26 protein-coding genes are annotated in these 25,849 nt (G+C 46.6%); 17 read left to right on the plus strand and 9 right to left on the minus strand.

Annotated features, from left to right (window positions below):
- Position 1 precedes the first annotated feature (1 nt).
- The 17 genes from LFX17_RS07285 (at position 2) to LFX17_RS07365 (ending at position 16,682) form a co-directional block, all read left to right on the plus strand.
- Positions 2-436 (plus strand): TA system VapC family ribonuclease toxin, encoded by a 435-nt coding sequence (locus tag LFX17_RS07285; protein WP_238745855.1) that lies wholly within the window; start codon positions 2-4, stop codon positions 434-436.
- Between the two features lie 45 nt (positions 437-481).
- Positions 482-1,063, plus strand: a complete 582-nt coding sequence (locus LFX17_RS07290; RefSeq protein WP_238729662.1) for a YdeI/OmpD-associated family protein — start codon at positions 482-484, stop codon at positions 1,061-1,063.
- 102 nt (positions 1,064-1,165) lie between these two features.
- The gene (locus LFX17_RS07295) at positions 1,166-2,425 is read left to right on the plus strand and encodes a CapA family protein (protein ID WP_406600666.1); all 1,260 of its coding nucleotides are present in this window, start codon (positions 1,166-1,168) and stop codon (positions 2,423-2,425) included.
- 64 nt (positions 2,426-2,489) lie between these two features.
- Positions 2,490-2,765, plus strand: coding sequence for a 30S ribosomal protein S6 (gene rpsF / locus LFX17_RS07300; protein ID WP_238729666.1), 276 nt, complete (start codon positions 2,490-2,492; stop codon positions 2,763-2,765).
- Entirely contained in the window at positions 2,758-3,201 is a 444-nt protein-coding gene (locus LFX17_RS07305) for a single-stranded DNA-binding protein (protein WP_118957317.1), read from the plus strand. The genes rpsF and LFX17_RS07305 overlap by 8 nt, the downstream gene beginning before the upstream one ends.
- A gap of 12 nt (positions 3,202-3,213) precedes the next feature.
- Positions 3,214-3,525 (plus strand): 30S ribosomal protein S18, encoded by a 312-nt coding sequence (gene rpsR / locus LFX17_RS07310; RefSeq protein WP_238729667.1) that lies wholly within the window; start codon positions 3,214-3,216, stop codon positions 3,523-3,525.
- 9 nt (positions 3,526-3,534) lie between these two features.
- Positions 3,535-3,984, plus strand: a complete 450-nt coding sequence (rplI, locus tag LFX17_RS07315; protein WP_238729668.1) for a 50S ribosomal protein L9 — start codon at positions 3,535-3,537, stop codon at positions 3,982-3,984.
- Between the two features lie 17 nt (positions 3,985-4,001).
- Positions 4,002-5,330, plus strand: coding sequence for a replicative DNA helicase (dnaB, locus tag LFX17_RS07320; protein ID WP_238729670.1), 1,329 nt, complete (start codon positions 4,002-4,004; stop codon positions 5,328-5,330).
- Between the two features lie 42 nt (positions 5,331-5,372).
- Positions 5,373-7,178 (plus strand): aspartate--tRNA ligase, encoded by a 1,806-nt coding sequence (gene aspS / locus LFX17_RS07325; protein WP_238745859.1) that lies wholly within the window; start codon positions 5,373-5,375, stop codon positions 7,176-7,178.
- A gap of 109 nt (positions 7,179-7,287) precedes the next feature.
- Entirely contained in the window at positions 7,288-8,169 is an 882-nt protein-coding gene (locus LFX17_RS07330) for a PhoH family protein (RefSeq protein ID WP_238729674.1), read from the plus strand.
- 4 nt (positions 8,170-8,173) lie between these two features.
- Entirely contained in the window at positions 8,174-10,594 is a 2,421-nt protein-coding gene (locus LFX17_RS07335; protein WP_238729675.1) for an HD family phosphohydrolase, read from the plus strand.
- A 38-nt stretch (positions 10,595-10,632) separates the two neighbouring features.
- Complete coding sequence (gene ybeY, locus LFX17_RS07340; protein WP_319937437.1) at positions 10,633-11,088, plus strand: rRNA maturation RNase YbeY; 456 nt, start codon at positions 10,633-10,635, stop codon at positions 11,086-11,088.
- Positions 11,061-11,843: a DNA repair protein RecO gene (gene recO, locus LFX17_RS07345; protein ID WP_238729677.1), complete on the plus strand. Its 783-nt coding sequence runs from the start codon at positions 11,061-11,063 to the stop codon at positions 11,841-11,843. The genes ybeY and recO overlap by 28 nt, the downstream gene beginning before the upstream one ends.
- Positions 11,827-12,078 (plus strand): hypothetical protein, encoded by a 252-nt coding sequence (locus tag LFX17_RS07350; RefSeq protein ID WP_238729679.1) that lies wholly within the window; start codon positions 11,827-11,829, stop codon positions 12,076-12,078. Before recO ends, LFX17_RS07350 begins: the two co-directional genes overlap by 17 nt.
- 511 nt (positions 12,079-12,589) lie before the next feature.
- Positions 12,590-14,350 carry an arginine--tRNA ligase gene (argS, locus tag LFX17_RS07355; RefSeq protein WP_238729680.1) on the plus strand — a complete coding sequence of 587 codons (1,761 nt, stop codon included), beginning with the start codon at positions 12,590-12,592 and terminating at the stop codon, positions 14,348-14,350.
- A complete protein-coding gene (locus tag LFX17_RS07360; RefSeq protein WP_238745861.1) occupies positions 14,350-15,606 on the plus strand; it encodes a nicotinamide-nucleotide amidohydrolase family protein in 1,257 nt (418 codons plus the stop codon). The genes argS and LFX17_RS07360 overlap by 1 nt, the downstream gene beginning before the upstream one ends.
- Positions 15,603-16,682, plus strand: coding sequence for a WD40 repeat domain-containing protein (locus tag LFX17_RS07365; protein ID WP_238745863.1), 1,080 nt, complete (start codon positions 15,603-15,605; stop codon positions 16,680-16,682). Before LFX17_RS07360 ends, LFX17_RS07365 begins: the two co-directional genes overlap by 4 nt.
- A gap of 168 nt (positions 16,683-16,850) precedes the next feature.
- Here LFX17_RS07365 and LFX17_RS07370 read toward each other — a convergent pair whose 3' ends face one another.
- The 9 genes from LFX17_RS07370 to LFX17_RS07410 all read right to left on the minus strand — a co-directional run bounded on the left by LFX17_RS07370 (position 16,851) and on the right by LFX17_RS07410 (position 25,792).
- A complete protein-coding gene (locus LFX17_RS07370) occupies positions 16,851-17,843 on the minus strand; it encodes a response regulator transcription factor (RefSeq protein WP_118957303.1) in 993 nt (330 codons plus the stop codon).
- Positions 17,843-18,976 (minus strand): LIC_12097 family sensor histidine kinase, encoded by a 1,134-nt coding sequence (locus LFX17_RS07375; protein ID WP_238729687.1) that lies wholly within the window; start codon positions 18,974-18,976, stop codon positions 17,843-17,845. The genes LFX17_RS07370 and LFX17_RS07375 overlap by 1 nt, the downstream gene beginning before the upstream one ends.
- Positions 18,977-18,982: 6 nt before the next feature.
- A complete protein-coding gene (gene lenA / locus LFX17_RS07380) occupies positions 18,983-19,636 on the minus strand; it encodes an endostatin-like outer membrane lipoprotein LenA (protein ID WP_238731539.1) in 654 nt (217 codons plus the stop codon).
- A gap of 100 nt (positions 19,637-19,736) precedes the next feature.
- Positions 19,737-20,084: a preprotein translocase subunit SecG gene (gene secG / locus LFX17_RS07385; protein WP_238729688.1), complete on the minus strand. Its 348-nt coding sequence runs from the start codon at positions 20,082-20,084 to the stop codon at positions 19,737-19,739.
- A 106-nt stretch (positions 20,085-20,190) separates the two neighbouring features.
- On the minus strand, positions 20,191-20,943 hold the full coding sequence (tpiA, locus tag LFX17_RS07390; RefSeq protein WP_238745865.1) for a triose-phosphate isomerase: 753 nt from the start codon (positions 20,941-20,943) through the stop codon (positions 20,191-20,193).
- Between the two features lie 337 nt (positions 20,944-21,280).
- A complete protein-coding gene (locus LFX17_RS07395) occupies positions 21,281-22,471 on the minus strand; it encodes a phosphoglycerate kinase (RefSeq protein WP_238745867.1) in 1,191 nt (396 codons plus the stop codon).
- A 3-nt stretch (positions 22,472-22,474) separates the two neighbouring features.
- Positions 22,475-23,482, minus strand: coding sequence for a type I glyceraldehyde-3-phosphate dehydrogenase (gap, locus tag LFX17_RS07400; protein WP_238745869.1), 1,008 nt, complete (start codon positions 23,480-23,482; stop codon positions 22,475-22,477).
- Between the two features lie 454 nt (positions 23,483-23,936).
- Complete coding sequence (locus tag LFX17_RS07405; RefSeq protein ID WP_238729691.1) at positions 23,937-24,341, minus strand: response regulator; 405 nt, start codon at positions 24,339-24,341, stop codon at positions 23,937-23,939.
- On the minus strand, positions 24,338-25,792 hold the full coding sequence (locus tag LFX17_RS07410; RefSeq protein WP_255717864.1) for a PAS domain-containing sensor histidine kinase: 1,455 nt from the start codon (positions 25,790-25,792) through the stop codon (positions 24,338-24,340). The genes LFX17_RS07405 and LFX17_RS07410 overlap by 4 nt, the downstream gene beginning before the upstream one ends.
- Positions 25,793-25,849: the final 57 nt, after the last annotated feature.

The following is a 25,849-nucleotide window of genomic DNA, read 5'->3' on the forward strand; positions in this document are numbered from 1 at the left end:
AATGGGATACTTGTTGGATGCAAACGTATTGATCGCACTCAGTGATTCCAATCATACCTTTCATGAAAAGGCTTGGCAGTGGTTTGATCGAAAAGCGAAGAACGGATGGTCGACATGTCCGATCACTCAAAACGCGCTCGTTCGTATTCTAAGTCATCCTTCTTATCCAGGGAGTCCGGGTGGAGTAGAGGTCGCTTCGGAAATTTTGCATTCCCTTTTGAAAGTGAAAGGTCATAAGTTTATTCCCGATTCGATTTCGATCGATTCTCCCTCGTTTTATTTGGATATCGTTTCCATCCATTCCAAACAGCTCACGGACGTTTATTTGCTGTCTCTCAGTGTTCATCACAAAGTTAAGTTCGCGACGTTCGATTCTAAGATTCCCTATAAAGCCGTAAATTACGGAAAGGAACATCTGGAAGTAATCGCCGCTTAAACTTTCTTTGATAAACCCGGAAACAAGCGCTCAAGTCTATTTTTTATGAAAGAAATTTTTAACGGTTGTCCGGTTTTATTTTTTAAAAATCGAAAAGAATGGGCGACTTGGTTGAAAGCGAATCATCGATCCGATTGCGCGATTTGGATCAAACTCGCCAAAAAAGAATCCTCGATTCCTTCGATCACTTATGCCGAAGCGCTGCAAGTGGCCCTTTGTTACGGTTGGATCGACGGTCAAAAACAGAAATACGATGCTTCGCATTGGCTTCAACGATTTTCGATTCGAGGTTCCAAAAGTATTTGGTCCAAGATCAATCGAGAGAAAGCGGAGCAGTTGATCGCTTCCAAAAAAATGAAGGCTCCGGGACTTGCAGCCGTCGAAGCGGCCAAGAAAGACGGAAGATGGGATAAGGCTTACGCTTCTCCCAGTAAGATGGAAGTTCCGGACGAATTTCAAAAACTTCTGGATACGAATTCCGCCGCCAAAAAGTTCTTTGAAACTTTGAATTCCGCGAATCGTTACGCGATTCTTTTTCGAATTCACAATGCAAAGAAGGAAGAAACCAAAATTAAACGGATGAAAGAGTTCTTGGAGATGTTAAAAAGAAAGGAAACTCTTCATTAAGCCGCTTTTTCAACGGGAAGGGCTATCGACTCTTAACGGCTTATCCGAAAAATCTCGAAAAAAATCTTTCCAATCTTGGATGAAATGGGGAACTTACCCACAGTGCTTTTTTCTTTTCTTCAGATGCCTTATTCACTTTTATCTAAAATTTATTTCCTAATCAAATCCAGATTCGTTGTTCGTTTTGCAGCGGCCGTTTTTTTTATTCCTCTTCTATTTTTTTCCTGTATCCCCGGGTTTTTAAAGAATTCTTCTTCGGAAACGAACGAATCGAATTCTCCCTCCGCTCTGGAAATCATCCAAGACAAGATCGACGCGGTTCTTCATCCCGAACACAACCGGGATCCGGAACTACTCAAGGTTTTGGCGGGCGGGGACGTTATGTTCAATTGGGGAATTCGCGACACGATTCAAAAACACGGAGAGATTGCGCCCGTGGAAGGTTTGAAATCCTTGTTCGGAGAAGCGGACTTTCGAATGGTCAACCTGGAAACTCCTGTCGTCGCTTCCAAAACGGAAGAATCCAAAAAGGCTTATATTTTTACCGCACACGAAAAGGATCTCGATTCGCTGAAATTTTTGGGGATCGACATGGTGTTTCTCGGAAACAATCACTCCTTCGATCACGGTCCGAACGGGATGGTCGAGACCCTGAGTATATTAAATAAAAATAATATTCTAAATATTGGCGCGGGGAAAAAACTTCCGGACGTATTCGATCCGTTGCACCTTAGTCTGAAAGGTTCGGATCTGAGAATTCATTCCGTTACGGCGATCGCCGAACAATCGCATTACGCGACTCCTACGAAATCGGGCGTTGCTCCGTTTGTTCTTCCCTCCTTGCAAGCGGCTTTTTTCGAACGTCGTCCCGTTCGCCGAGGGAATCCTCCTCCGGTTCGGATCGTTTCCCTGCATTGGGGAGTCGAATATTCTCCCTTTCCGACACCGGATCAGAGGAAAATCGCCCGCGCGTTGATCGATTCCGGCGTTAAGATCGTGATCGGTCATCATCCGCATATTCCGCAAGGAGTGGAATTGTATCGGGGCGGGGTGATTTTGTATTCTCTCGGGAATCTGATTTTCGGAAGTAGGAACTCCTACCTCAATCACAACTTGATTGCAATTCTCCATATTAGAAAGAATGTTTTGGAAACCGTAGAGCTTGTCCCGATCTTCGGGAAGTTCCAGAAAGAGGACCACAAAATCCGTCCGGTTCGAGGCAAAGAAGCGCAGGAGTTCCTACAAGAGATCGCGGTTCTATCGAACGAACTCGGAACCAGGCTTCGAGTCGAGGAAGAAAGGGCCTTTCTGGATCTTCCGACAAATTCCACCTTGACCCCGGGCTCCAAACGCAAAAAATAGGTTAAATTATCGGTTCTTCTGCTCGCCGCGAACCGCAGGCGGGCTATAACCATAGGGGAAACTTTTGAGAAACTACGAACTCACCACCATCACACGTGTGAGCGCGCGGGAAGCTGCAAAGTCCGAGATTCAGGATACTTTGAAGAAATTCTCCGTGAGCGTCACCTCCGACGAAGATTGGGGCCAAAGAAAACTCTGGCATCCGATCAAACACGAAGAGCAGGGCATTTTCCACCACTACAAATGCAGCGCGGATCCAGGCGCCATTGAAAAAGTGGAAAAAGAATTCTTAATCAACCAGAACATCCTTCGTTCTATGGTTGTGCGCCTCAATGGCTAATGATATCAACAGAGTGACTCTGGTCGGCCGCTTAACGCGGGACCCCGAGTTCAAATCGATCAACGGGACTTCTCTCGTAAACTTCTCCTTGGCCAACGGCCGGACCTATGTGTCTAACGGAGAAAAAAGAGAAGAGTCTCACTTCTTCGATTGCGAAGTCTGGGGAAAACCGGCTGATATCATTCAACAATACTGCAAAAAAGGAAAGCAGATTGCCATTGAAGGAAGATTGAAGCAGGACACTTGGGAAACCCCCGAAGGCAAGAAGGCTTCTCGGATCCGGATCGTAGTTGAAAACTTTCAACTTCTCGGTTCCAGAGACGATTCTTCTTCCTCTTCATCGGGCGGCTCCTCTTCCTCCGGAGGAAATTCTTATCCATCCTCTCCGGAATACTACAGCCCTGCACCGGATGGTGACGACGACATACCGTTTTAATGAGGTACACTTATGAGTGAAAACGAAGTAAAAGAAGAACGTTCCGAAAGACCGGAACAAAGCGACGCTTCCGCTGAAATGGAAGGCAAGCCGCAGAGAAAACAGAACAAATACAAGAAGAAGGTTTGCCGTTTTACAGCGGACCCGGAACTTGCGAAACAAATCAATTATAAGAACATCGAGCTTCTGGAAAGATTTATCACTAACCGCGGTAAAATCATTCCAAGAAGAATTACGGGAACCAGCGCTCGTTATCAAAGAGTTCTCGCTCGCGAAATCCGCAAAGCAAGAAGCATCGGTCTTCTTCCTTACAAGGTGAACTGAGGTACGAACATGAGAGTGATCCTACAAAAAGACGTTATCAATCTCGGAGACGCCGGAGATACGAAAGAAGTTGCGGACGGTTACGCAAGAAACTTTTTATTTCCAAAACGACTTGCAGTTCGTGCAAACGAAGGAAACACCAAAGCCGCTCTTCACCAGAAGAAGTTGGGCGAACTCAAACGTGAAAAACGTAAAAAAGCGATGGAAGGAGTTTCCGCGAGTCTGAACGGGAAAGAATACGATATTCTCGTGAAAACCGGCGGCGGAGATAAACTTTTCGGAGCCGTTACTCCGATCGACGTCGCTTCCATTCTGAAAAAGAACGGAGTCGAACTCGATAAAAGAAAAATCGAAATCGCTGAGCCAATCCGCAACCTGGGATCTTACAAGATCAAAATTCGTCTCGCAGACGGAATCCAGCCCGTGATTACGCTCAACGTAAAAAAAGAAGAAGAATAATCCTTCTTTAGGGGACCATGCAGTCCGACTCCTTATACGAACCGGAATCCGAAAGGGCCTTTTTAGGATTCCTGCTTCTTAAAGGGGCGGACAACTTGATCGACGTTCCCGTCGTTCCCGAAGACTTTTATGTGGATCTCCACAGAAGAGTCTATCGGGCGATCGCCGACTTAGTCGACAAACGGATCACGATCGATCCGGTTTCCGTTCTCAACTTCCTCAAAGAAAACTCGCTTCTCAAAGACGAAGAAAAAGAATTCAATTATATTTATTCTCTCTATAGAGATACCGTCGTTACGCAGCCGCTTGCGTACTACGCGACCCGGATTAAACGTTTCTCCGAGCGGAGAATGTATGCGAAGATTCTCCAGGATTCTCTCGAACTCATCCGCAAGGAACCGGGTGACAACGAATCCGTCTTCAACACGGTTGAAAAGAATCTCACAGAAATTTCCAGAAGCATAGACGCCAAAGGTCTGCTTCCCGTTTCGACCGATAAAGTCGCTCTCTCCGATTACATCATGGAGATCATGAAGAATCGGGGGCAGATCACCGGCCTTCGAACCAACTTCACCAAACTCGACGAAGCGACTTCCGGTTTGAAGGAACACGAATTGATGATTCTCGCGGCCCGTCCCGGTAACGGTAAAACCACGTTTGCGCTCAACATAGCGTCTAACGTGGCTTTGGATTACAATCAACCGGTCGTCATCTTCTCTTTGGAGATGAGCCGAATCGAACTTCTTCTGAAGATGGTCTGCGCTCATTCGCAGGTCGAGTCGATGAAGTTGAAAAAATCCGAACTTACCCGTTCGGACGCCCCCAAACTTTTGGATTCGATCGTAAAGGTCACGGCGGCTCCGATTTACATCGACGATTCCGGCGGTTTGACGATCGACGACTTCAAAGGTCGTGTGCGTAAGCTTCTCACTACGGAAAAGATCGGCTTAATCGTCGTCGACTATCTCCAGTTGATGAGCGATCCGAAGAACAAGGAAGGGGGGCGTCAACAAGAGGTCGCTTCCATCTCCCGTTCTCTCAAACAGATGGCAAAGGAAGCGAAATGTCCGATCATCGCGCTTTCTCAGATGTCCCGGGCGGTGGAACAAAGATCCAAGGATCAAAAACCGCAGCTATCCGACCTTCGGGAATCGGGCGCGATCGAGCAGGATGCGGACATCGTGTCCTTTATCTATCGAGAAGAAAAGGTAAAGGGGGAAGAGGAGATCAGCCCGGAGATGCGCGGTAAGGCGGAGATCATCATCGCAAAAAACCGTTCCGGCCCTATCGGTTCTTTTCATCTTGCCTTTAGGCCCGAGCTTAGCAGATTTGATAATATAGATTAATTTAGAGGCCCGTTTGCGGTCTCACATAGGAAACAGAAATCATTGGAACAGTGGATTCAGGAAAGTTATAAGAAGCGCTCGTGGGCGGGAGAATTGAGCGAGTCCCAAGAAGGTCAAAAAGTCGTTCTCTACGGTTGGTCGTTTCGTTTTCGCGATCAAGGCGGAGTGATCTTCATCGATCTCCGCGACAGAACCGGAATCATCCAAGTCGTCGCGCGCAAAGAACTTCTCGGCGATTCTTTTACTCTTGCGGAGAAGGTCCGTTCCGAATACGTTCTCGCAGTAACCGGAACTCTTAAAAAACGCGACGCTGAATCCATTAACCCTAGAATGCAGACCGGAACCATCGAAGTCGTTCTGGACAAATTAGAAATCTTGAATGCTGCAAAAACTCCTCCGTTCTCCTTGGACGAGTTCGACGAAGTTTCCGAAGAACTCAGACTGAAATACCGTTATCTGGATTTCAGAAGAGAAGAATTAAAGAACCGGATGCTCAAACGGCACGAATTTATATTCGCAATCCGTAATTATCTCAACAAACGCAAGTTCGTCGAAATCGAAACTCCGATCCTGAACAAATCCACTCCGGAAGGCGCGAGAGATTTTCTCGTTCCTTCCCGTTTGAATCCGAATCAGTTTTATGCGCTTCCTCAATCTCCTCAGATTTTCAAACAGATTCTGATGGTCGGCGGAATGGAACGTTACTTCCAGATCGTAAAGTGTTTCCGCGACGAGGACTTACGCGCGGACAGACAACCCGAGTTCACTCAGCTCGATATGGAATTCTCCTTTGTAAGCCAAGAGGAAATTCTTTCCGAGATCGAAGGTCTCGTCGCTGAAATCTATAAAGAAGTTTTTAACATTCAGCTTACCGTTCCTTTTCCGAGAATGACTTATAAAACCGCGATGGAAGAATACGGTTCGGATAAACCGGATCTTCGTTTCGGTATGAAACTCGTGGACGTTTCCGAAATCGTAAAAGACTGCGACTTCAACGTATTCTCGGGCGCGGTGAAAAGCGGAGGAACCGTAAAGGTCGTTTGTGTTCCGGGCGGTTCCATCATTTCCAGAAAGGAAATCGAAGACTATACTGCTTGGTTGAACAGAGACTACAAAGCAAAAGGTCTCGCGTATATGAAACACGGAAGCGAAGGTCTCGAATCCACGATCACAAAACGTTTTAAAAAAGAGGAACTCGAAGCGATTTCCAAAGCCTGCGGTTCGAAAGAAGGGGATATGCTCTTCTTCGGTGCCGACGAAAAAGAAATCGTCAATCACTCGTTAGGCGCTCTTCGTCTCAAACTCTCCGAACGTTTTGAAACCCCGAAAGAAGGGGAGAACAATATCACTTGGATCGTTGACTTTCCTATGTTCGAGTGGAACAAAGACCACAAACGCTGGGACGCTCTGCATCACCCGTTCACTTCTCCTTCTGACGAAAGTATTCCATATTTTGAATCTATGGAAAGCCTGCAAAAGAACGCGGGGAATGCGACCGCAAAGGCATACGACCTCGTGATGAACGGAGTCGAGATCGGAGGAGGTTCGATCCGGATTCATTCTCGCGACGTTCAGAACCAAGTGTTCAAGGTTCTCGGAATCGAAGAGGAAGAAGCAAAGGAAAAATTCGGATTCTTGCTCGAAGCTCTGGAATACGGAGCGCCGCCTCACGGCGGTTTGGCGTTCGGAATCGATCGTATGCTGATGCTTCTTACCCACGGAAAATCGATCCGAGACGTGATCGCCTTCCCGAAAACACAAAAGGGTCTTTGTTTGATGAGCGAATGTCCTTCTCCGGTGGAGGAAAAACAGCTCCAAGAACTCAAGATCAAACTCGTAAAGGTATAAACTTATTTCCACGCGCAAAGAACAGTTTAATTTCGAGAACCAGGACTTATATCGCAAGATCTGCGGTATCAACGACGAAGGCGTAAAAATTCTCGAAAAACAACTCGAGATGGACATCATCCCGAGGGGAAACGGGTTTCAACTCGAAGGCGAATCGGCTAAGGTCGACTTCGCGCTGGATTTTTTTAAAAAGCTCGAAGCGAACTATCAGGAAAGACCGGACCGGGATTTTACCGATTCATTCGATTTTGCTTATATTCTAAAAGACGCAGGTAAGGAACTCCGCAAAAAAAAGGTATGGGAAACCGAAACCGATCGTGCCATGCCTTGGAAACCGAGCGAGAAAATTCTCACCACATACCGCGGAAAACATATCTTTCCCAGAACCAGAAATCAGGAAACGTATTTCAGATCCTTTCAAGACAATCTAATCACGTTCGCCCTCGGTCCTGCGGGAACCGGAAAGACGTTTCTTTCGGTCGCGACCGCTTGTAGATTTTTGCAAGCCGGGACCATCGATAAGATCATTCTTACGAGACCCGCGGTGGAAGCGGGGGAAAACCTCGGATTTTTACCGGGCGATCTCAACCAAAAAGTGGACCCGTATCTTCGTCCGGTGTACGACGCTCTCAACGAATGTATCGGAGCCGAAAAAACGCAGGAATACATCGCTCTTACAAAAATCGAAATCGCGCCCGTCGCGTTTATGCGGGGAAGAACTCTTTCGAATGCGTTTATCATTTTGGACGAGGCTCAGAACTGTACTCTGGCGCAGCTCAAGATGATTATGACTCGTTTGGGAAGATCTTCGCGCATGTGTATTTCGGGGGATTCGACTCAGATCGATCTGGAGCACGGCCGCTCGGGACTCGAAAAAGTGGTGACTTTATTCAAAAACACGGATCAAATCGGAATGGTGTTTTTTGGGAAAGAAGATATTACCAGACACCCTCTCGTGGAAGTAATCGTACGCAAGTTCGAGGAGTTGTAATCGTATGCCCAGTCCGGGAGAACAAGTAGAATCCGCAATGGCGTGGATTACGGACACGCTTACCAGAGTCCGTCCGATTCTATTCGTTCGAAGATTTCAAGTCGGCTTAGTGATCATCACTTTGCTCATGGTGACTTGGATGCTTGCGATCCCGTTTTTCGGTCAGGATAAGATGGATCTTTCTCCGGACGGTCTATATTCGGAAGGAAAGACCGCTCCCGAAAAGATCGTATCCGCAAAAGAAATCGTCTACGAAGACGAGGATAAGACCAAGGCCAAAAAACTCGCCGCCTATCAATCCGCTCCTTTCGTTTTCGACCGAGATTACGCGGCTCTTCAAGATCAGATCAACAACGCGATCCAAGAGGATATGGAGAATTTTCGCTCCTTCAAGCCCAGCGCGGAAGGTCGGGCGTATCCCGAGCTTTTGGGCGTCGTTCCCCGTTGGAAAAACCGTTCCAAAGAAGAGATCGAACTCTTATACAAAACTCCCGGCAAGGGAAAACTCAAAGACCTCGTTCAACAATACTCTAATTTAGTATTTTCTTCTTTTTGCATATTGAGGGATTTACCGCCGGATTACGCCGCTTTGAAGATTTCCGGCGCTCGCGTTCGGAATCAGGGAATCAAAGAACAAATCTCGAACTTGGAAGGAGCTTATATCGTTCCAAGATCCTATCTCTATCGCGATCCCGATACGGTGAACGTCCTCAACCGAATGGCGCAGGAAAAACTTTCTAGGATCGATCCGGCGCTTCTTCCGATCGTTCAGAAAATTTCGCTGAGTTATATTTATTCCAATCCGTCCTGTTCGTTTAACAACGAAGAGACGTTGTCCGCAAAACGATTCGCGTCCGACCGGGCCGAGCCGGTTAATTCTCGAATTTTAGCGGGAGAGGTGATCGTAAAATCCGGAGAGGTGATTACGCCGGAAATATTCAAAAAATTGCAGATCGTAAACACGTACGCGACCCGGGCAAACATCGCTTCGATCGCGTCGATTCTTCTGATCCAGACGGTTTTCGTCGTAATCATCTATTTCTTTTTAAAAAAATACAATCCGAAACGGATGAACGACGTTTCGAGTAATGTGATCGTATTTTCCTTAATCTGGTTTTTGGTTTTAAGCTGCACGATCGCATCGAGAATTTTCTTCAACTTCGAGACGAAATACGATACGATCTTTTACTTTGCATTGTTCGTTCCCGTGGGAATGGTCTGTCTCATCATCAGCTTTATCTACGACGAACAACTTTCCATCGCGATCGGATTTTATCTTTCCTTCTTCGTCTTTATGGCTTCGCATTACAATCCGACCTCGTTTATGCTCGGGTTCGTTTCCTGCATCGTTTCGGCGAGCTATGGAAGAAATCTAAAAAAACGGATCGACTTCATCAAGGCGGGATTGTATATCGCGGGAGTTCAGATCATCATCGCTTCGAGCGGTTATCTATTCGATTCGAGAAACTATTGGGTGGCGATTCCGAGCGGTTCTTGGCTTAAGGATTTGATCGAGTCGAACATATTCAAATTGTACGTTCTTTGTCTGATCAACGGGTTTGCCTGTTCGACCGCGGCTCAATTTCTGCTTCCGATCTATGAATATCTTTTTAACGTTCCAACCCGTTTTAAACTGATGGAACTTGCGGACACGGGCCATCCTTTGTTGCAGGATCTTTTGACTAAGGCTCCTTCCACATACACGCATACGTTTATGGTCGCGGCGCTTTCCGAACGTGCTTGTCAAAACCTCGGATTGGATTGGCTCCTTACAAGGGTCGGAGTCTACTTTCACGATATAGGAAAAATCCCGAATGCCGGATTTTTTGTCGAGAATCAGCATTTGATTCCCAAAAAGGAAAACATCGACAAGAACAATCCTGCGCTTGCGGCAAAGATCGTCATCGATCACGTGTTAGACGGAATCGAAATGGCTAAAAAAGCGAGGCTTCCGAGAGAGGTGATCGACTTTATTCCCGAACATCACGGAACGTCGACGATGGCCTTTTTTTATCATAAGGCTTTGTCCGAACTTTCTCCCACACAAAAGAAGAAGTTAAAAAAACAGGACTTTCAATATCCGGGTCCGAAACCTCAGAGAAAAGAAACCGCGATCGTGATGATCGCCGATTCTCTGGAAGCGGCGTCGCGTTCTTTGGAGGAAATCACTCCCGAATCTTTGGACAATCTGATCACGAAGATCATCGGAATCAAACTCGCCGAAAATCAATTGGACGAATGCGGACTTACCCTAGGCGACCTCGAAATCATCAAGGCTTCGTTTAAGGAAGTATTGTTGTCCAGTCTTCATTCCAGACCGAAATATCCTAGCATGGAAGCCACGAAAGCATTAGAAAAAAAGAATGCTCTCAACGCCGCGAACAGCCATAAGAACTCGAAAACCGCAACGGGGAAAGGCAACTGACCGCGGATTCTATTTCCATTTCGAACGACTACGGAGTCATTTCCTGGTGGAACGAAGAGGAATTCCTTGCCAACTGCAAAATTCTTTTTCGAAAGGAACTGACCGATTTTCCCTGCGACTTGAGTCTGCTTTTGATAAGCGACATCGATATGAGGGAAATCAATCTTCTTCGTCGAGGCAAAGATAAGACGACGGACGTCCTTTCGTTTCCGCTCGAATTCGACTCGGCGCCTCTCGGCGCCGTTCTCGCCGAAAGAAAAAACTCCGATCCTCGTATACAGCCTCCGATCGCGTTAGGCGAAATCGTTATCTCCGTCGATACTCTCCGCAGACAAGCCGCGGAAATCGGTCATTCCGAAAAGGATGAATTCTATCGTCTGCTCGTTCACGGTTTTTTACATCTTCTCGGATACGATCACGAACGGGGAGAGGAAGAGGAACGAATCATGAAAGAGAAGGAAGACGAATGTCTGGAAGCGCTTCTGGATCTTTAAAAAAAACGCGCGGGATCGTTTTGGAATCCAGGACGATCCAAGAAGGGGACGCGATCATCCGACTTCTTCCCGAAGAAGGGCAGGTTGAGAATTTTCGCGTCCGCGGAATTCGAAAAAGCAAAACGAGACCGATCGCTTCGGTGGAACCAGGCTCCTTTTCGAGCGTTGATTATTACAACGCAAAGAATCGTGAAGTTCACAACGTGAAGGAGATTTCCCTCTTGAATCGTTTCGATCGAGCCAAGTCCGGTTATATCGGAATGGTTCTCGTTTCTTATCTTGTCGAACTCGCTTCCGCGTTTACACCGGACGGCGCCGAACATCCGGGCGAGTTTCGTCTTCTTTCCGGAGCTTTGGAAGAGCTGGAGGAGAACGGACCTTCCGCGCTCATTCTCCCTTTTTTCAAACTGCGTTTGCTCGTTAGCGGCGGCTTTCTTTCCAAGGAGCTTCTTTGTCATTCTTGCGGGACGGAGTTGAAGGAAATGACTTCGGTCACTCTGCAGACTTCTCCCTTAGAACTCGTCTGCGGGAATTGTCTGCATTCGGATCAGAACGATCTCGGTTTCGTGCAATGGATTCAGACTTTTCTGATGCTCAGGTTTCGGGATCTGAAGGAGAGAAAAATATCCGTTGAAACTCTTCTGGACCTCGACAGAATTTGCAATCGAATGCTTGAACCGATCCTGCATAAAAAACTGAAATCATCTACTACGCTTTACGAGGCGTTGGGGGAGAATCTTGGAAAACTTTCTTAAATCCATCCTCTTTCTGTTCTACTTTTTGATCCTTTTGTTTCTCGTGATTTTGGATATCCGTTGGGATCAAAAAACTCCCGTGCAGATTCCGGTCCGCGCGGAAAGAGAAGAAAGAGGAAAACGATCAATACTTGTTTCCATGATGGACTTCAAAAAAATGGTCTTTGAGGAATTGGAAACCAGCTGGAAAGTTTCGAGGAAGAAGAACGTTTTTTACAGCTCCGAAAAAAAATAAGAACCTGTCCCAAAACCGGGACAGAACCTTGCAGCTGATCTTTCTGGTAAAGTAAAATTATGTTTTGGGACACGCTGTAAGTTTTTTTGAATGGAAAATCGGGAACTGCGAGGCTCTGGCGCTTTTTTTTGAATATTTGGAAGGAAGAATACAGTGACTTGTTTTTTAAGTATTACTCGTCAGGTTCTTATGAAAGAAAATGAATGTAGCGGCTTATTTTTATTCTGATTCAATGAAACGGTAAAATGTTTAGAAAGGAATTAAAGTTTAAGAGAAGAATCGTGTTGGAGTTCCTACATTTTTGCGAAAAATTTTCGGCTTTCAAAAATTCAATTTCTCTGATAGGGAGATTGGAGCCGAGGTTTTCCCGCCACCTCTCCTCCACCACCCAAACGCGGGTGGGGCCGAACTTTTACAAAAAAATTGTCGTACCTCCTACAAATTCTATTCTTGAGATCAGAAAGGGCTCGTTCCACTCGTATCGTTCTCGATAAATCTTCGGTAAATTTTAATGAAAGAAAATGAAACTTTAAAACAAATCGTATTAAAAGCCCTGGAAGAAGGGGTTGGGTCCCTCGTTTCCTCCTTCCCAGACGTAGACAAAGACGCTTTAAAAATCAAGATCGAATATTCCAGAGATGAAAAGTTCGGAGATTACTCGACCTCATTTGCATTAGAAAATTCTAAAATTCTAAAAAAGAATCCGGTGCAGGTTTCGGGAGGCCTCGTCGCGATCCTGCAAAAAAGAACCGATCTATTCGAGACGGTGGATTTTACTCCCCCCGGTTTCGTAAATTTCAGAATCGCTCCGTCGTTCTTGCTCCATTTTATCGAAACGTCCGTATTGTCGGGAAACTTTTTTCCGAAGGTTTTCGATCCTTTGAAAATCAATCTTGAATTCGTTTCGGCAAATCCGACAGGTCCTCTTAATATCGTTTCCGCAAGAGCGGCGGCTAACGGAGATGCGATGGCTTCCTTGTTGAAGGCGATCGGTCACAAGGTCGATAAGGAATTTTACATCAACGATTACGGGAATCAGGTTTTTCTTCTCGGCGTTTCGACTCTGGTTCGGATTCGCGAAATCAAGGGAGAAGCGTCTTCGATTCAGGAAGCCGAGGATCAGACTCCGATCGAAACGATTCTGGAAAAGAACATTCTTCCATCCGAAGGTTACAGGGGAGAGTATATTAAGGATATTGCAAGTTCTCTTTTGCGGGATTCGGAAAAGTCGGCTAAGATAGAAATTCTCCTCAAGGAAAAGAAATACCGCGAACTCGCGGAACTTTGTTCCGGCTGGACCGTCGAAAGTAATCTGATTTGGCAAAGAAAGGATCTGGATGCGTTCGGAGTGGAATTCGATAATTACTTCAGCGAGAAAACGCTTCACGACGCAAACAAGGTTTTGTCCGTGATGAAGGATCTCGAGGCTTCCGGAAAAATTTTCGAAGAGGAAGGTAAGAAGGTTTTTCGATCCACCGAATACGGAGACGACAAGGACCGGGTCGTCGTAAGAGACGACGGCAGGCCGACGTATCTTCTCGCGGACATCGCCTACCATAAAAATAAGATCGAAAGGGGATATGATCGGATCCTCGATATCTGGGGACCGGATCACCACGGTTACATTGCAAGACTAACGGGTGCGGTTCAAACCCTCGGATACAAAAAGGAAAACTTCAAAGTCATCATCGCTCAACAAGTCAATCTTTTGGAATCGGGACAAAAGGTGAAGATGAGCAAACGCGCGGGTTCGTTCCAGACAATGAGCGATCTCATCGGATTTCTCGGTAAAAACGGAAGAGACGTAGGACGTTACTTTTTCGTAATGCGTTCTCTCGACGCTCCACTTGATTTCGATCTCGATCTTGCAAAGGACGAATCGGATAAGAATCCCGTTTTTTATCTGCAATACGCTCACGCGAGAATCTGTTCGATCTTTCGCGAAGTCGGAAACGAAACTTCTAAAGAAGACGCCGCTACATTAGAAATGTCTGATGAACGAAAAAGACTTCTGTTCTGGATCGCCCGGTTTCCGGAGGAAATTTTCGACGCAGCCAACGCGATGGAACCGCATCGGGTTACGAACTATCTGCAGAGCTTCGCGAAAACCTTCACGAGTTTTTATCTAGGCAAGAATAATCGCCTCAAAGAGGCTTCTCCATCCGTGCGTCTTGGGCTTGCAAGAATCTGTCTCGCTGCTAAGAACGTTCTTTCGGAAGGACTGGCTTTGATCGGAGTTTCCGCACCGGAAAGGATGGACAAGGAAAGTTGATGAACGCACCGAAGATCGTCGTATTGTCCACCGGTTCGGAACTGACTTCGGGAAGAAGTCAAGATACGAATTCTTCCTGGATCGCGAACGAACTTTTCGGTTTGGGATTTACGGTTTCCAAGTTCCTGGTTTTACCGGACGATCCGATTGTGTTGCAAGAGGAGATTTCCAAACTCGCAAAAGAATCCGGAAAGGACCGGCCCGTTTTATTGGTAATGACCGGCGGTCTTGGTCCGACCGAGGACGATTACACGTTGGAAGTCGCATGCAAACTCAATGGGGTAGCTCCCGTTGAAAGCACGGTCGCCAAACAACGATTAGAGGCATTTTACAGGCTGCGTGGAAGAAACTTTCAAGAATCGATGCAAACCGCGCTCCGTCAGGTTTCCGTTCCCGATGGTTCCGTCATTTTGAACAATACAGTGGGGATCGCTCCCGGTTTTATCGTCGCGTTAGGCGAAAACGCAAAGCTCTGTTGTATGCCCGGCGTTCCCGGAGAAATGACGGAAATGTTCCGCGACGAACTCGCCCCTTGGATCTCGAAAACTTTCTCCGCACAGGAACTTCATTCCGGATTTCGTTTTATCTGGTGGATGAGCGAATCCCTTTTTCAGAAAGAATTTATTTCAAAAGAAGAAGCCGTAACGAGCGGAAAAGTCGTCTGGGGAGTAGCAGCAAAGCGGGGATATATCCGGGTGAGTTTCCAATCCTCGGACCGCGATCTTGTCGAATCCTTACTTAACAGGATCGATCAAGTGTACGGAGCCAAATCGACTCCGGACGTTTTCGATGAATTGCCGAAAATTTTACTCGAGAAAAAACTTACCGTCGGAACGGCGGAAAGCTGTACGGGCGGACTTATGGCAAAAACTCTCACCGACCGCGCCGGTTCTTCCGCATATTTTTTCGGAGGGATCGTTTCGTATGACAATAGCGTAAAGGCGGGCGTGCTCGGAGTTAGACAAGAAACGTTAGACGCCTTTGGGGCGGTGAGCCGGGAAACCGCGTTGGAAATGGCAGAGGGCGCTTTGAAACGTCTGAACACGGATCTTACGGTCAGCATCACTGGCATCGCCGGACCGGGCGGGGGAACCCCTCAGAAAAAAGTGGGCTTGGTATATTTCGGAGTGGCTCGAAAAAACGGAACGACCGAAGTTCACGAACATTACTTTCCGTTTCCAAGAGCCTCGTTTCGCGAATATGCGGCGTTCACCGGAATTTATCTTTTATACAATCTTCTCAAGGAGAAACCATGAGACTTCTCACCGTAGCGGGATTCAGCGTAGTATTTACGATATTATTCTTTTATGTATTAGGAAATCCTTATCCATTAGCGTCCGGGATCCAGAAGGTTTGGGCGTTTTCCAAACCCGCGCACGCCGGAATGGTCCCCGACGGACGTTTCGCTTGGAACCCGGACGAGGCTTTGAACGGTTATAAGTTCGAGAATTCCTATTATACTATAGCGGCTTCGGATGGAATCGCAACCGACGATTCGAAACGGATCGAATATCCGTTCAATGCGAAAGGTTATCTCGAATACAAAAAGATCGGCGCCGAAGTGAATTTCTATTCTCCTTCGAACGAGATTCTATGGACGAAAGAGTTTCGGAGTTATCCGAGAATTTCTCCCTCCGGCAACATCGTTCTACTGATCGCCGGCGATCATAATCAGGTGATCCTTTCGGATATCAACGGGAACGGAACCGGCGCGGGTAAACTGGACGGGAGATTTTTGACGGACTATTGTTTTGCGAGCGATTCCCAAATCACGGGGGTTCTCTTTTCAGGAGGCGAATTGTTCGTCTTGGACGCGAAAGGCGGGATCAAAATCAAAAAGGATCTCGGTTCGGAAAAAAGTCCCGTGTTTACAAAAAGTCTTTCCGTTTCGCCGGACGGAACGAAGACCGCGATCCATTTGTTGAACGCAAACAAGGACAAAATTCTTTTGTTAAACGAAAAGGGAGAAGAGATAGAATCCTTCGAACTCGACGCGATCTATCCTCACAAACTTTATCTTGCCGTTTCCGACGCGGGCGAAGTTTTGATTTCTGCGCCCGACAAACTCGCGTTCTACGATGCGGACGGTAAAAAACTTCTCGATCAAAAACGAAATTCCGGAAACGGAGTCTATCAAATCGCGTTTCACAACGGGGATTGGTTTATCGCGGAAGTGAATCAGGAAATCGTATTCTTGGACGAAAAAGGAAAAATCCTGAAAAAGGAAAGAATCAAAGGTTCCGATCTTCCCGTGAGAGCCTTTCCTGCCGGCAAAAAAGGATCGGTCGTTTTGGAAACGGGAAAGGAACTTTTTTTATATCGGAATCTTTAAACTTTTCTCGGACTTGATTCGATCGATTCTATATTCAAAAAATTGAATTCTGTCTTTTAAAAACGGAATTTGAATTCGGATCGCTGAGAGCCGCATTTTAAGTATCAAGGTAGCACTTTAAAAAACGCGCAAGTAATCAAGTTCTTGAGCGTCCTTTTCAAACGGGCGTTAGACTTCGTAGATCGATAAAGATTTGTAACTCTTATTGCCTTGTTTGTCGAGCAAGGCGATGATCTCGGTTCTTTTTTCCTTTTCGATGTTGAAGATCAATTGATCGGAAATCTCCCTGCAAATATACAACCCTCTCCCGTGGGAATCCGCAAGCCCCGGAGGAAAACCGGTCGCTTCGTCCACGGTGATATGGCGATCGAGTCTCTTTAAAATCTCCTTCTTATCCAAAGAACCGAAATGATCCCGGATCACGATGATAAACGTGTTTTCGGCGATTCCGTATCCGATTTCAAAAAAGTCCGATTCAGCGAGCTGGATGTTTTCCAACGGAATGACAAGATCGCGAGAGGGAAGTTCATACTGATATTTGTAATTTCCTTTCGAGTCGCGGGGAGCGCGGATCATCGCGTTGGACGTGAGTTCTTCCAGAATCTGATTGATCGCGTTAGGCGCTCCTTTCTCTACGAGAAATTTTGCGATCCGATTGCAGAGAAAGTTTCTTTGTTCGTCCGAATAAATTCTTTTGTAGACGATGCTGTCCGGCGCGGGAACGGAAAAGTCCCTATCCTCGGCTCCCGATTCCTGGATCGTAAATTCGGGTCCGAAATATTTTTCCACGCCGAAGATTTCTTTGGTGAGAAGTTTATGAACCATCACCGAAATCAGTTTGATGTCGAGAAAGGAATACTTGGGAATGATGTTCCAGATCCCGTGTTTATAAGCGAAGTTGATGTAATCGTTGATGTTATAGGCGGTCATCAGAGCGTAAAGAACGTGCGGAAATTCGTGTTGGATCGTTTTGATCAAATCGAGTCCGGTTTTACCGGGCATACGAATGTCCGTGATTACGAGATGGACTTCTTCGCTTCTTAAAATTTTGATCGCTTCGTCGTAATTTTCGGCGTCGAAAATCCGGTATTTGCCGGAGAGTAAGTCTTTGATCGCTTCTCGGATCGAGTGAATGTCTTCAACGATTAGAATATTGTACATCAGGAGGAATACCCGTGGTTTTGTGTGAAGGGCAGGGAAACTCTGAAACGTGTTTTTCTTTCGAAGGATTTTACGGACAATTCTCCGCTGTGTTCGCGAACAATGGAATGGCAGATTGAAAGTCCGAGCCCGGTTCCGATTCCGGTTTTATTCTTCGTAAAGAAAGGGGAGAATATCTTGTCGATGAGATTGTCCGGAATTCCTCCGGCGTTGTCCTCGACGATGATATGCACCATATTTCTGGTCTTACGAACTTCCACGCGGATTTTTCCTTCTCCGTAATCGAAGGCCTGCAGGGAATTCTTAAATAGATTGATAAAAAGACGTTCCATCTTGACGGGATTGAACTGAAACGTCGTTCCCGGTTCGCAGAGAATTTCCCACGTGATGTTTTTGGAAAGAACGGGATACACCCAGACTACGTTCTCTTTCGCTTTTTGAATCGTTTCGTAGATGTCGGCCGCGGTGGTTACGAGGCGGTCCGGTTTCGCGAAACTGATGATGTCGGAAACGATCATCGCCGCGCGGGTGAGGTCTTCCTTCATCATATCCAGACGTTTACGGAAGAAGTCGGGGTCCATCGAAGTCAGGTTGTTCAGAAGGCTTTGCAACGTTAGACTCATCCCTGTCAGAGGATTGTTGAGTTCGTGCGCCACTCCGGAAATAAAGATTCCGAGAGAAGCGAGGTTCCGGATGCGAAGGTTCTCCTCTTCCTTTTCCTTGATGCGCGTGATGTTGCTTACCTTTTCCAGAACGGAGCCGATGATCCCGTCCTTTTCGATCGGATAAAAGTCCAAGTAGAGGGTTTCTTTTTGTTCTTTGACGGAGTGAAAGATTTCGCGGTTCACGTCGGAGCGGGGAACTTCGAAGTATTGATTGAAGTTCTCTTCGTTCGGCCGCATTTCCTTCATCGGACAATACGGACAAACGTCCCCGCGATTGTAGAGAACCTCGTAACATTTCTTCCCTATAATGGAGGAAAAGGACGGTTGACCGGAAAATTCTAACGTGGATCGATTTACTCTCCGGATGCGAAATCCCGGATCGATCAATACCAACGGCTCGGTAATCCCATCCAAGATGGATTGTAATTCACCGGCTCTTTCTAAGAGATTTTCCTGCAACGAGGACATGAAGATTCAATATTGTAGAGAATCTTTAAAAGTTTGCAGTAACTTTTTTTTATTTTTTGCGGATTCTTGACTTTGCATTTCGTTAAGTCTCAAGATCTGAACGAGAAAATCCTCGAGAAGCTTTAAATAAAATTCCTGTTTGAAGTTGGATCGTTCTCGGTTGATTCCTTCGTCCGGAAGAAGCTGAATCGGATAACGGACTTCCTTTCCGTTGCGGTTCGCGTGCACCAGAATGTCGTCCACGTCTTGATCGAGAGGAGTGTCGTCCGTTAGACGAATGTGCGTCGTGTCCGAGCCGTCCGCGTTCTCCGATTTCACTTCGGTGATCACCTTGGAAAGAGTGGTTCCTGTGAACTCGAGCGTAATGGATTTGCTTTCGGCTTTTTCGATTCCGTTCTTTCCTTCTTGGATGGAATGTTTTACGACCTTGATGCCTTTTCGGTTCGGATAATTTCCAAGAAATGTAACGTACGTTCCATTGGGCAGCGATTCCATTCTTTCCAATTTGAGAAGTTCTCTCGCGGCTCCGAGATCTTCATAGACTCTGAGAATTCTTCGGTTTAATAGGGAAGCCGTATCCGTGGGTTTATTTTTGTGAGCTTCGTCTTCTTTGTTTTGAGCGAAGATAGGAGAAGAGAGCGTGATCGTAAAGACCGCGATGCTTAAAAGAAGAATTCGTTGGAACAGACCGATCGTTCTTGTGTTCGAGGAAGAATTTCTAAAACGAAAGAATTCTTCCCCGATACCGTTCCGGTCCGAATTAAGGGTTTGTTTGTCCTGCAGGCGCTGTTGGAGCGGGAGTCGTAGTAGGTGTGGTGGTTTCACTTTTGGTCTCCTCAGGTGGCGCTGTCAAAGCGGGAGCCGTTTCGGGCATCAGCTTATCTTCTTTTTTAGCGAAGAGAAAGGAAAGAAGAAGCGAAAGAATGATAAACAAAATCGCTGTGACTCGGGTCGCCTTAGTAAGAACGTCCGCTGTGGAAGAACCGAAAACGGATTGGCTGGAGCCTCCTCCTAAAAGTCCTCCTCCCTTGCCGGTTTGAATCATCACGAGCAGCACCAGAAAAAGAGAAACAAAAACAAAAAGGGTTAGAATGACTCCGTTTAACATGATCCGTTCCTGAAAAAAATTGAATCCTTTGCCAGATTATGAAGCCGTCGAGAGGTGGCAATGAAAATACGCATCGGCAGCCCCTGAAACCGCGTTTCGGGTCGTTTTAAAACAATCCCGCATAGGAATCGATCTTCTGACTTGCACCGCCCACGAGGCCGCCGTCGATGTCTTTTTCCTTTAACAAATCCTTGATATTGTCCGGCTTTACCGATCCGCCATAGAGGATGGAAAGGGATTCCGCAACTTCGGAAGCTCCCACGAAAAGTCCCGCGACTTCTTTGCGGATGAACGCGTGCACTTCCTGAGCTTGCGCTGGTGTTGCCACCTTTCCGGTTCCGATCGCCCAAACGGGTTCGTAGGCGAGGATCAAATGGGAGAACGAGTTGCTTTCGATTCCTTTGAGTCCTTCGCGGATCTGCGCCCCGATTACCTCGAAGGTTTTACCGGCTTCTCTTTCGGCCAGTGTTTCCCCCACGCAGTAAAGAGCGGTGAATCCGTTCTTTAAAAGAAAGCGGATCTTTTCGTTACAGAAGGAACTGGATTCTCCCAAGAATTGTCTTCTTTCGGAATGTCCGATCATCACGACCTTGACTCCGATTTCACGAAGTTGATCGGGAGAGGTTTCACCCGTAAAAGCGGCGAGTCCCGAATGATATGCGTTTTGTGCTCCGATGATCACTCCGCTTCCTTCGAGAATTTTTGCAACACTCGCGAGATGAAGCGTGGAAGGGAATACCATCGGGATTCTATCTTTAGAGACGGACGGAATTTTTTCTTTGATGGATTGAGCGAGGGAAATCGCCTCCTTTTCGGAGAGATTCATTTTCCAGTTTCCGGCGATCACAGTTTTGCGCATGAGTTCCTCTTGACGGATAATTTCGTTAAAGCTGGGAAGAGTTTGTAGGAAAGGGGAAAGGCTTCAAGGACTTTTTGGCGAAGGGGGAATGGATCTTTGCCTCGATTTTCTAATATAAAGAATGAAAGATCATAAATCCTCCCCGGCTTGGAGAACTATCAGGATATACAATCCACGGAGGATGTATCTCGAATCGGGATCGTTTTTGGTTCATAGAAAGTTTGATTGCGGATAAAAAAATGCGTTCCAAAAATAAAAATCCGGGCAAGCGCCCGGATTGCAAACGTAAGGTCCGATCGGTTGAAACGCCGAGTGACCCGGATGTTTTTTGGAAACGTTATTCTTCGTTCTTTTTCAGAAGCGCTTCGACGCCCGGAAGTTTTCTTCCTTCCATGAATTCGAGAGAAGCTCCTCCGCCTGTCGAGATATGAGTGATCTTGTCCGCGACTCCTGCCTTGTTGATCGCCGCGATGGAATCTCCTCCGCCCACAACCGTCTTAGCCTTGGACTTAGCGATCGCCTTTGCGATTGCCATCGTTCCGTTTGCGAACTTATCCATTTCGAAAACGCCCATCGGTCCGTTCCAGAAAATCGTTCCGGCGTTCTTGATGATCTTTTCGTAGTTGGAAACCGTCTTGGAACCGATGTCCATTCCCATCCAACCTTCTAAAATTCCCATCTTATCCACGGACTTGGTCTTCGCTTTATCGCTGAACTGATCCGCGATCACGTGATCCACAGGAAGTTGAAGATCGACTCCGGCCACTCCGGCTTTTTCGATCAACTGGAAGGCTTGCACTTCGAAATCTTTTTCCACGAGAGAATTTCCCACGGGAATCGCTCTGGATTTCAAAAAGGTGTAAGCCATTCCACCTCCGATAAGAAGGTGATTCACTTTGTCGAAGAGGTTGTTCAAAACCTTGATCTTCGTGGAAACCTTGGAACCTCCGATGATCGCAACGAACGGACGAGCCGGTTTTGCGAGCAAAGCGGAAAGTTCTACGATCTCTTTGTGCATCAAAAGACCGGCGTAGGACGGGAGAAGATGCGCGATTCCTTCGGTGGAAGCGTGCGCTCTATGAGCCGCACCGAACGCGTCGTTGACGTAAACGTCGGCGAGAGCCGCGAGTTTTTTGGAAAAACCCGCTTCGTTCTCTTCCTCTTCTTTATGGAAACGTACGTTTTCGATGACGAGGATTTCTCCGTCTTTGAGTTCCTTGGAAAGTTTTACCGCATCGTCACCGATCACTGTTTTGGAGAAATGAACGTTCGCCTTTACAAGTCCCTTGAAAGCTTCTACGACCGGAGCCATGGAGAATTCCGGATTCACTTGGCCTTTCGGTCTTCCGAGGTGACTCGCGATGATGACTCTCGCTCCTTTTTTGAGGAGAAGTTCGATTGTCGGAAGAGTTTTTTCGATTCTGGTTTTGTCGGTGACTTTTCCGTTCTCGATCGGAACGTTAAAGTCCACTCTCAGGAAAACGCGTTTTCCCGAGAGGTCGACGTTTTCGAGTCTAGGTAAATCCATGAATTAACCTTTCTTCGCCATGTAGCGGATGAGATCGAGAACTCGGTTGGAGTATCCCATCTCGTTGTCATACCAGGAAACGAGTTTGAAGAATCTGGAATTCAGTTCGATACAAGCGTCCATGTCGAAGATGGAAGAAAGAGTCGAGCTTACGAAGTCGTTGGAAACGACCATATCTTCGGTGTAACCGAGGATTCCTTTCATGGAACCTTCGGAAGCTTCCTTCATCTTTGCTGAAATTTCTTTGAGAGAAGTTTCTTTCGTGGTTCTAACGGTTAAGTCGACGACGGAAACGTCCGGAGTAGGAACTCTAAAAGACATACCGGTCAGTTTTCCGTTTACTTCGGGAATACAAAGTCCGACGGCTTTTGCCGCGCCGGTGGAGGCAGGAATGATGTTTTGCATCGCTCCTCTTCCGCCGCGGAAATCCTTTTTAGAAGGTCCGTCCACGGTAGGTTGGGTTGCGGTTGCAGCGTGAATCGTGGTCATCAGACCTTCTTCGATTCCGAAGTTGTCCAGAACGACTTTTGTGATCGGAGCCAAGCAGTTTGTAGTGCAGGAAGCATTGGAAACGATGTGATCGGTTGCCGCGTTGTATTTCTCGTTGTTGACTCCCATTACGAAAGTGGGGATGTCCTTGTCTTTTGCAGGAGCGGAGATTACTACTTTTTTCGCACCGGCTTTCAGGTGTTTTTCGGCTCCGGCTCTATCGGTGAAAAGTCCCGTAGATTCGATTACGTAATCCATTTTCAGATCTTTCCAGGGAAGTTTTTCAGGATCTCTTTCGGAAACGCAGAGAACTTTTTTTCCGTCAACGATGAGTTCTTTGTCGGTGTGTTCTACGGTTCCTTGAAATCTTCCGTGTGTGGAATCGTATTTGAGTAAGTAGGCCAGGTTGTCAGGAGTAACTAAATCATTGATTGCGACAAATTCCAGATTGGGGTCTTTGATTCCTGCACGGAAAACGAGTCTTCCGATTCTTCCAAATCCGTTGATGGCTATTCTGGTCATTTTCTTCCCTTTGTTGTTAAGATTTATCCAAGATCTCTCCGTTTAGAACGAACGTTCCAGAGGAGAATTTTTTAAGATTTGGTTACAGTATTTTCACGGAACATTCTCTTGAAAATCCGTTTTTTCCGGAGAATTCGAGGCGAATTTTAAAAAAGCGGGCGTTTCTCCGCGCGGGGTAAGTCGGGAAGCGAAATCTCATTTTGAAGTATCGCGCGGAGTCGCGTGTCTCCGGGCTCGCGGATTCCCGCTCGTTCTCTTCGAGAACGCTTCGCGCCCTTTGACCCGCTAACGCGGAAGAAAATCTTCCGTGATTCGATCGGATTTTTTCGTTCCAGCGAGAAAAGTGTGGGAACTCCTTCCAATCTACGATGGAACAAAATGATTTCGTAGAACAGCAACGTGTGGGAACTCCCGCAAAAACCCGCAACTCACGAACGCTCTTCCTTCTTCCGAATTAAAAATGATCCTTCAAAATTTCCTGAAGCATGGATTCGGTGAGAGGTTTCGTTTTAAAACCCGAAAGGATTCCGAATCGTTTCGCTTTTTCCCGGTCGTCCGCGTTATCCGATGTCGTAAGCATCATGACGATCATCTTGCCCTGGGAGTCGGGCGGAAGCCTGTTGTATTCTTCCAGGAATTCCCAGCCGTTCATTCCCGGCATATTGATGTCCAAAAAAATCAGATCGGGTCGCAGTTCGGAAGAAGCATCCCGATTTTTTAAAAAAGCGAGCGCGTCTTCCGCCGATTGTTTCGTGACAATCCGGTCCGCGTAGTTTCCTTTTCGGATCACCCGCTCATGAAAGAAATTATCGTCCTTGTTGTCGTCGATGAGAAGAATGCAGTTCAGTCTTTGTGTCATAGATTTAGATTGGGAATCGTAAACGAAAACGTACTTCCCACTCCCGGCGTAGAATCGATCCAAATTTTTCCACCGTGCAATTCTACGATTTTTTTACAATTTGCCAATCCGATTCCGTAGCCTTCGTATTCGTTTTCGAGATGAAGTCTCTGGAAGATGAAAAAAATTCTTTCGAAATGTTTGGAATCGATTCCGATTCCGTTATCCTGAACGGAAAATAACCAGAACTCTCCTTGTCGAACGCAGCGGATATCGACCCGGGCTGGAACATTCTTCCTTCTAAATTTGATCGCGTTGGAAATCAGATTCTGAAAGAGTTGACGGAACTCTACTTCATACACGTTCAACGTGGGAAGATCGTCCAGGATCGAAACGATCGCTCCCGCTTGGCCGATTAAATTTTCCAAATCCGCGGAAACTTCCGAAAGAAGGGATTGGCAATTCGTCGTAACCAGCTTTCGATCTCTTCCGATTCGTGAATACAAAAGAAGCGCTTTGACAAGAGCGCTCATGCGTTTGGTCGCCGAGTCGATCGTTTTCAGATGTTTGGTGCCTTGATCGTCGAGTTGTTTTCCGTAATCCTCTTCCAAAATTTGAATGTAGTTCGAGACGGTGCGCAAAGGTTCCTGCAAATCGTGAGAAGCGAGATAGGCGAATTGTTCCAGTTCCTTATTTTTCGCTTCTAATTCGTTCTTGCGGATGAGCGTGATCTCTTGGATCTTTCGTTCCGTGATGTCGATGATCGAAGCGAGAACCATCGGTCCGTCGTCGGTATCGATCGGATTCAGGCCGATCTCCACTTGGATTTCGTCTCCGTCTTTTTTTAAAGCGAAAAGATCTCTTCCTGCGCCCATGGAACGAACGGAAGGAGATGCAAAGAATTGATTTCTATGATCCGGGTGATTGGCGCGAAAACGCTCGGGCAAAAGAAGTTCTAATTTCTTTCCAATCAATTCTTCGCGGGCGTATCCGAATAATTTTTCCGTTCGATCGTTTACGAGAGAAATGATTCCTTCATGATTCACCAAAACCATCGCGTTCGGAGCGGATTCTACCACCAAACGAAACCGTTCGAGGGCTTTTTTCCGTTCCGTGATATCGATGATGGAAGCGAGAACCAACGTTCCGTCCGCGGTCACGACCGGATTCAAGCCGATTTCGATCGGAAATTCGGTTCCGTTTTTTGTAAGGCCGAATAAATCTCTTCCCGCGCCCATCGGCCTGACTTGTGGAGATTGAAAAAAAGAATTTCGAAAGTGAGGATGATTCTCCCGATACCGTTCCGGGATGAGCTGTTCCACCATTCGACCGATGAGTTCGCTACGGTTGTAGCCGAATAATTTTTCGGTTTGGCCGTTGATATAGACGACTTTGCCGTCCTTATTGACGAGAAGAATCGCGTTAGGAACGGATTCCACCATCAGTTGAAATGTAAGCTCCGAAAGTTTCATGTTTGATTGATTGAACGAAAATACGACGGAGGAAAAAGATAACATAATTTCTTTCCA

The sequence above is a fragment of the Leptospira sanjuanensis genome, assembly GCF_022267375.1.
Taxonomy (GTDB): Bacteria; Spirochaetota; Leptospiria; order Leptospirales; family Leptospiraceae; genus Leptospira; species Leptospira sanjuanensis.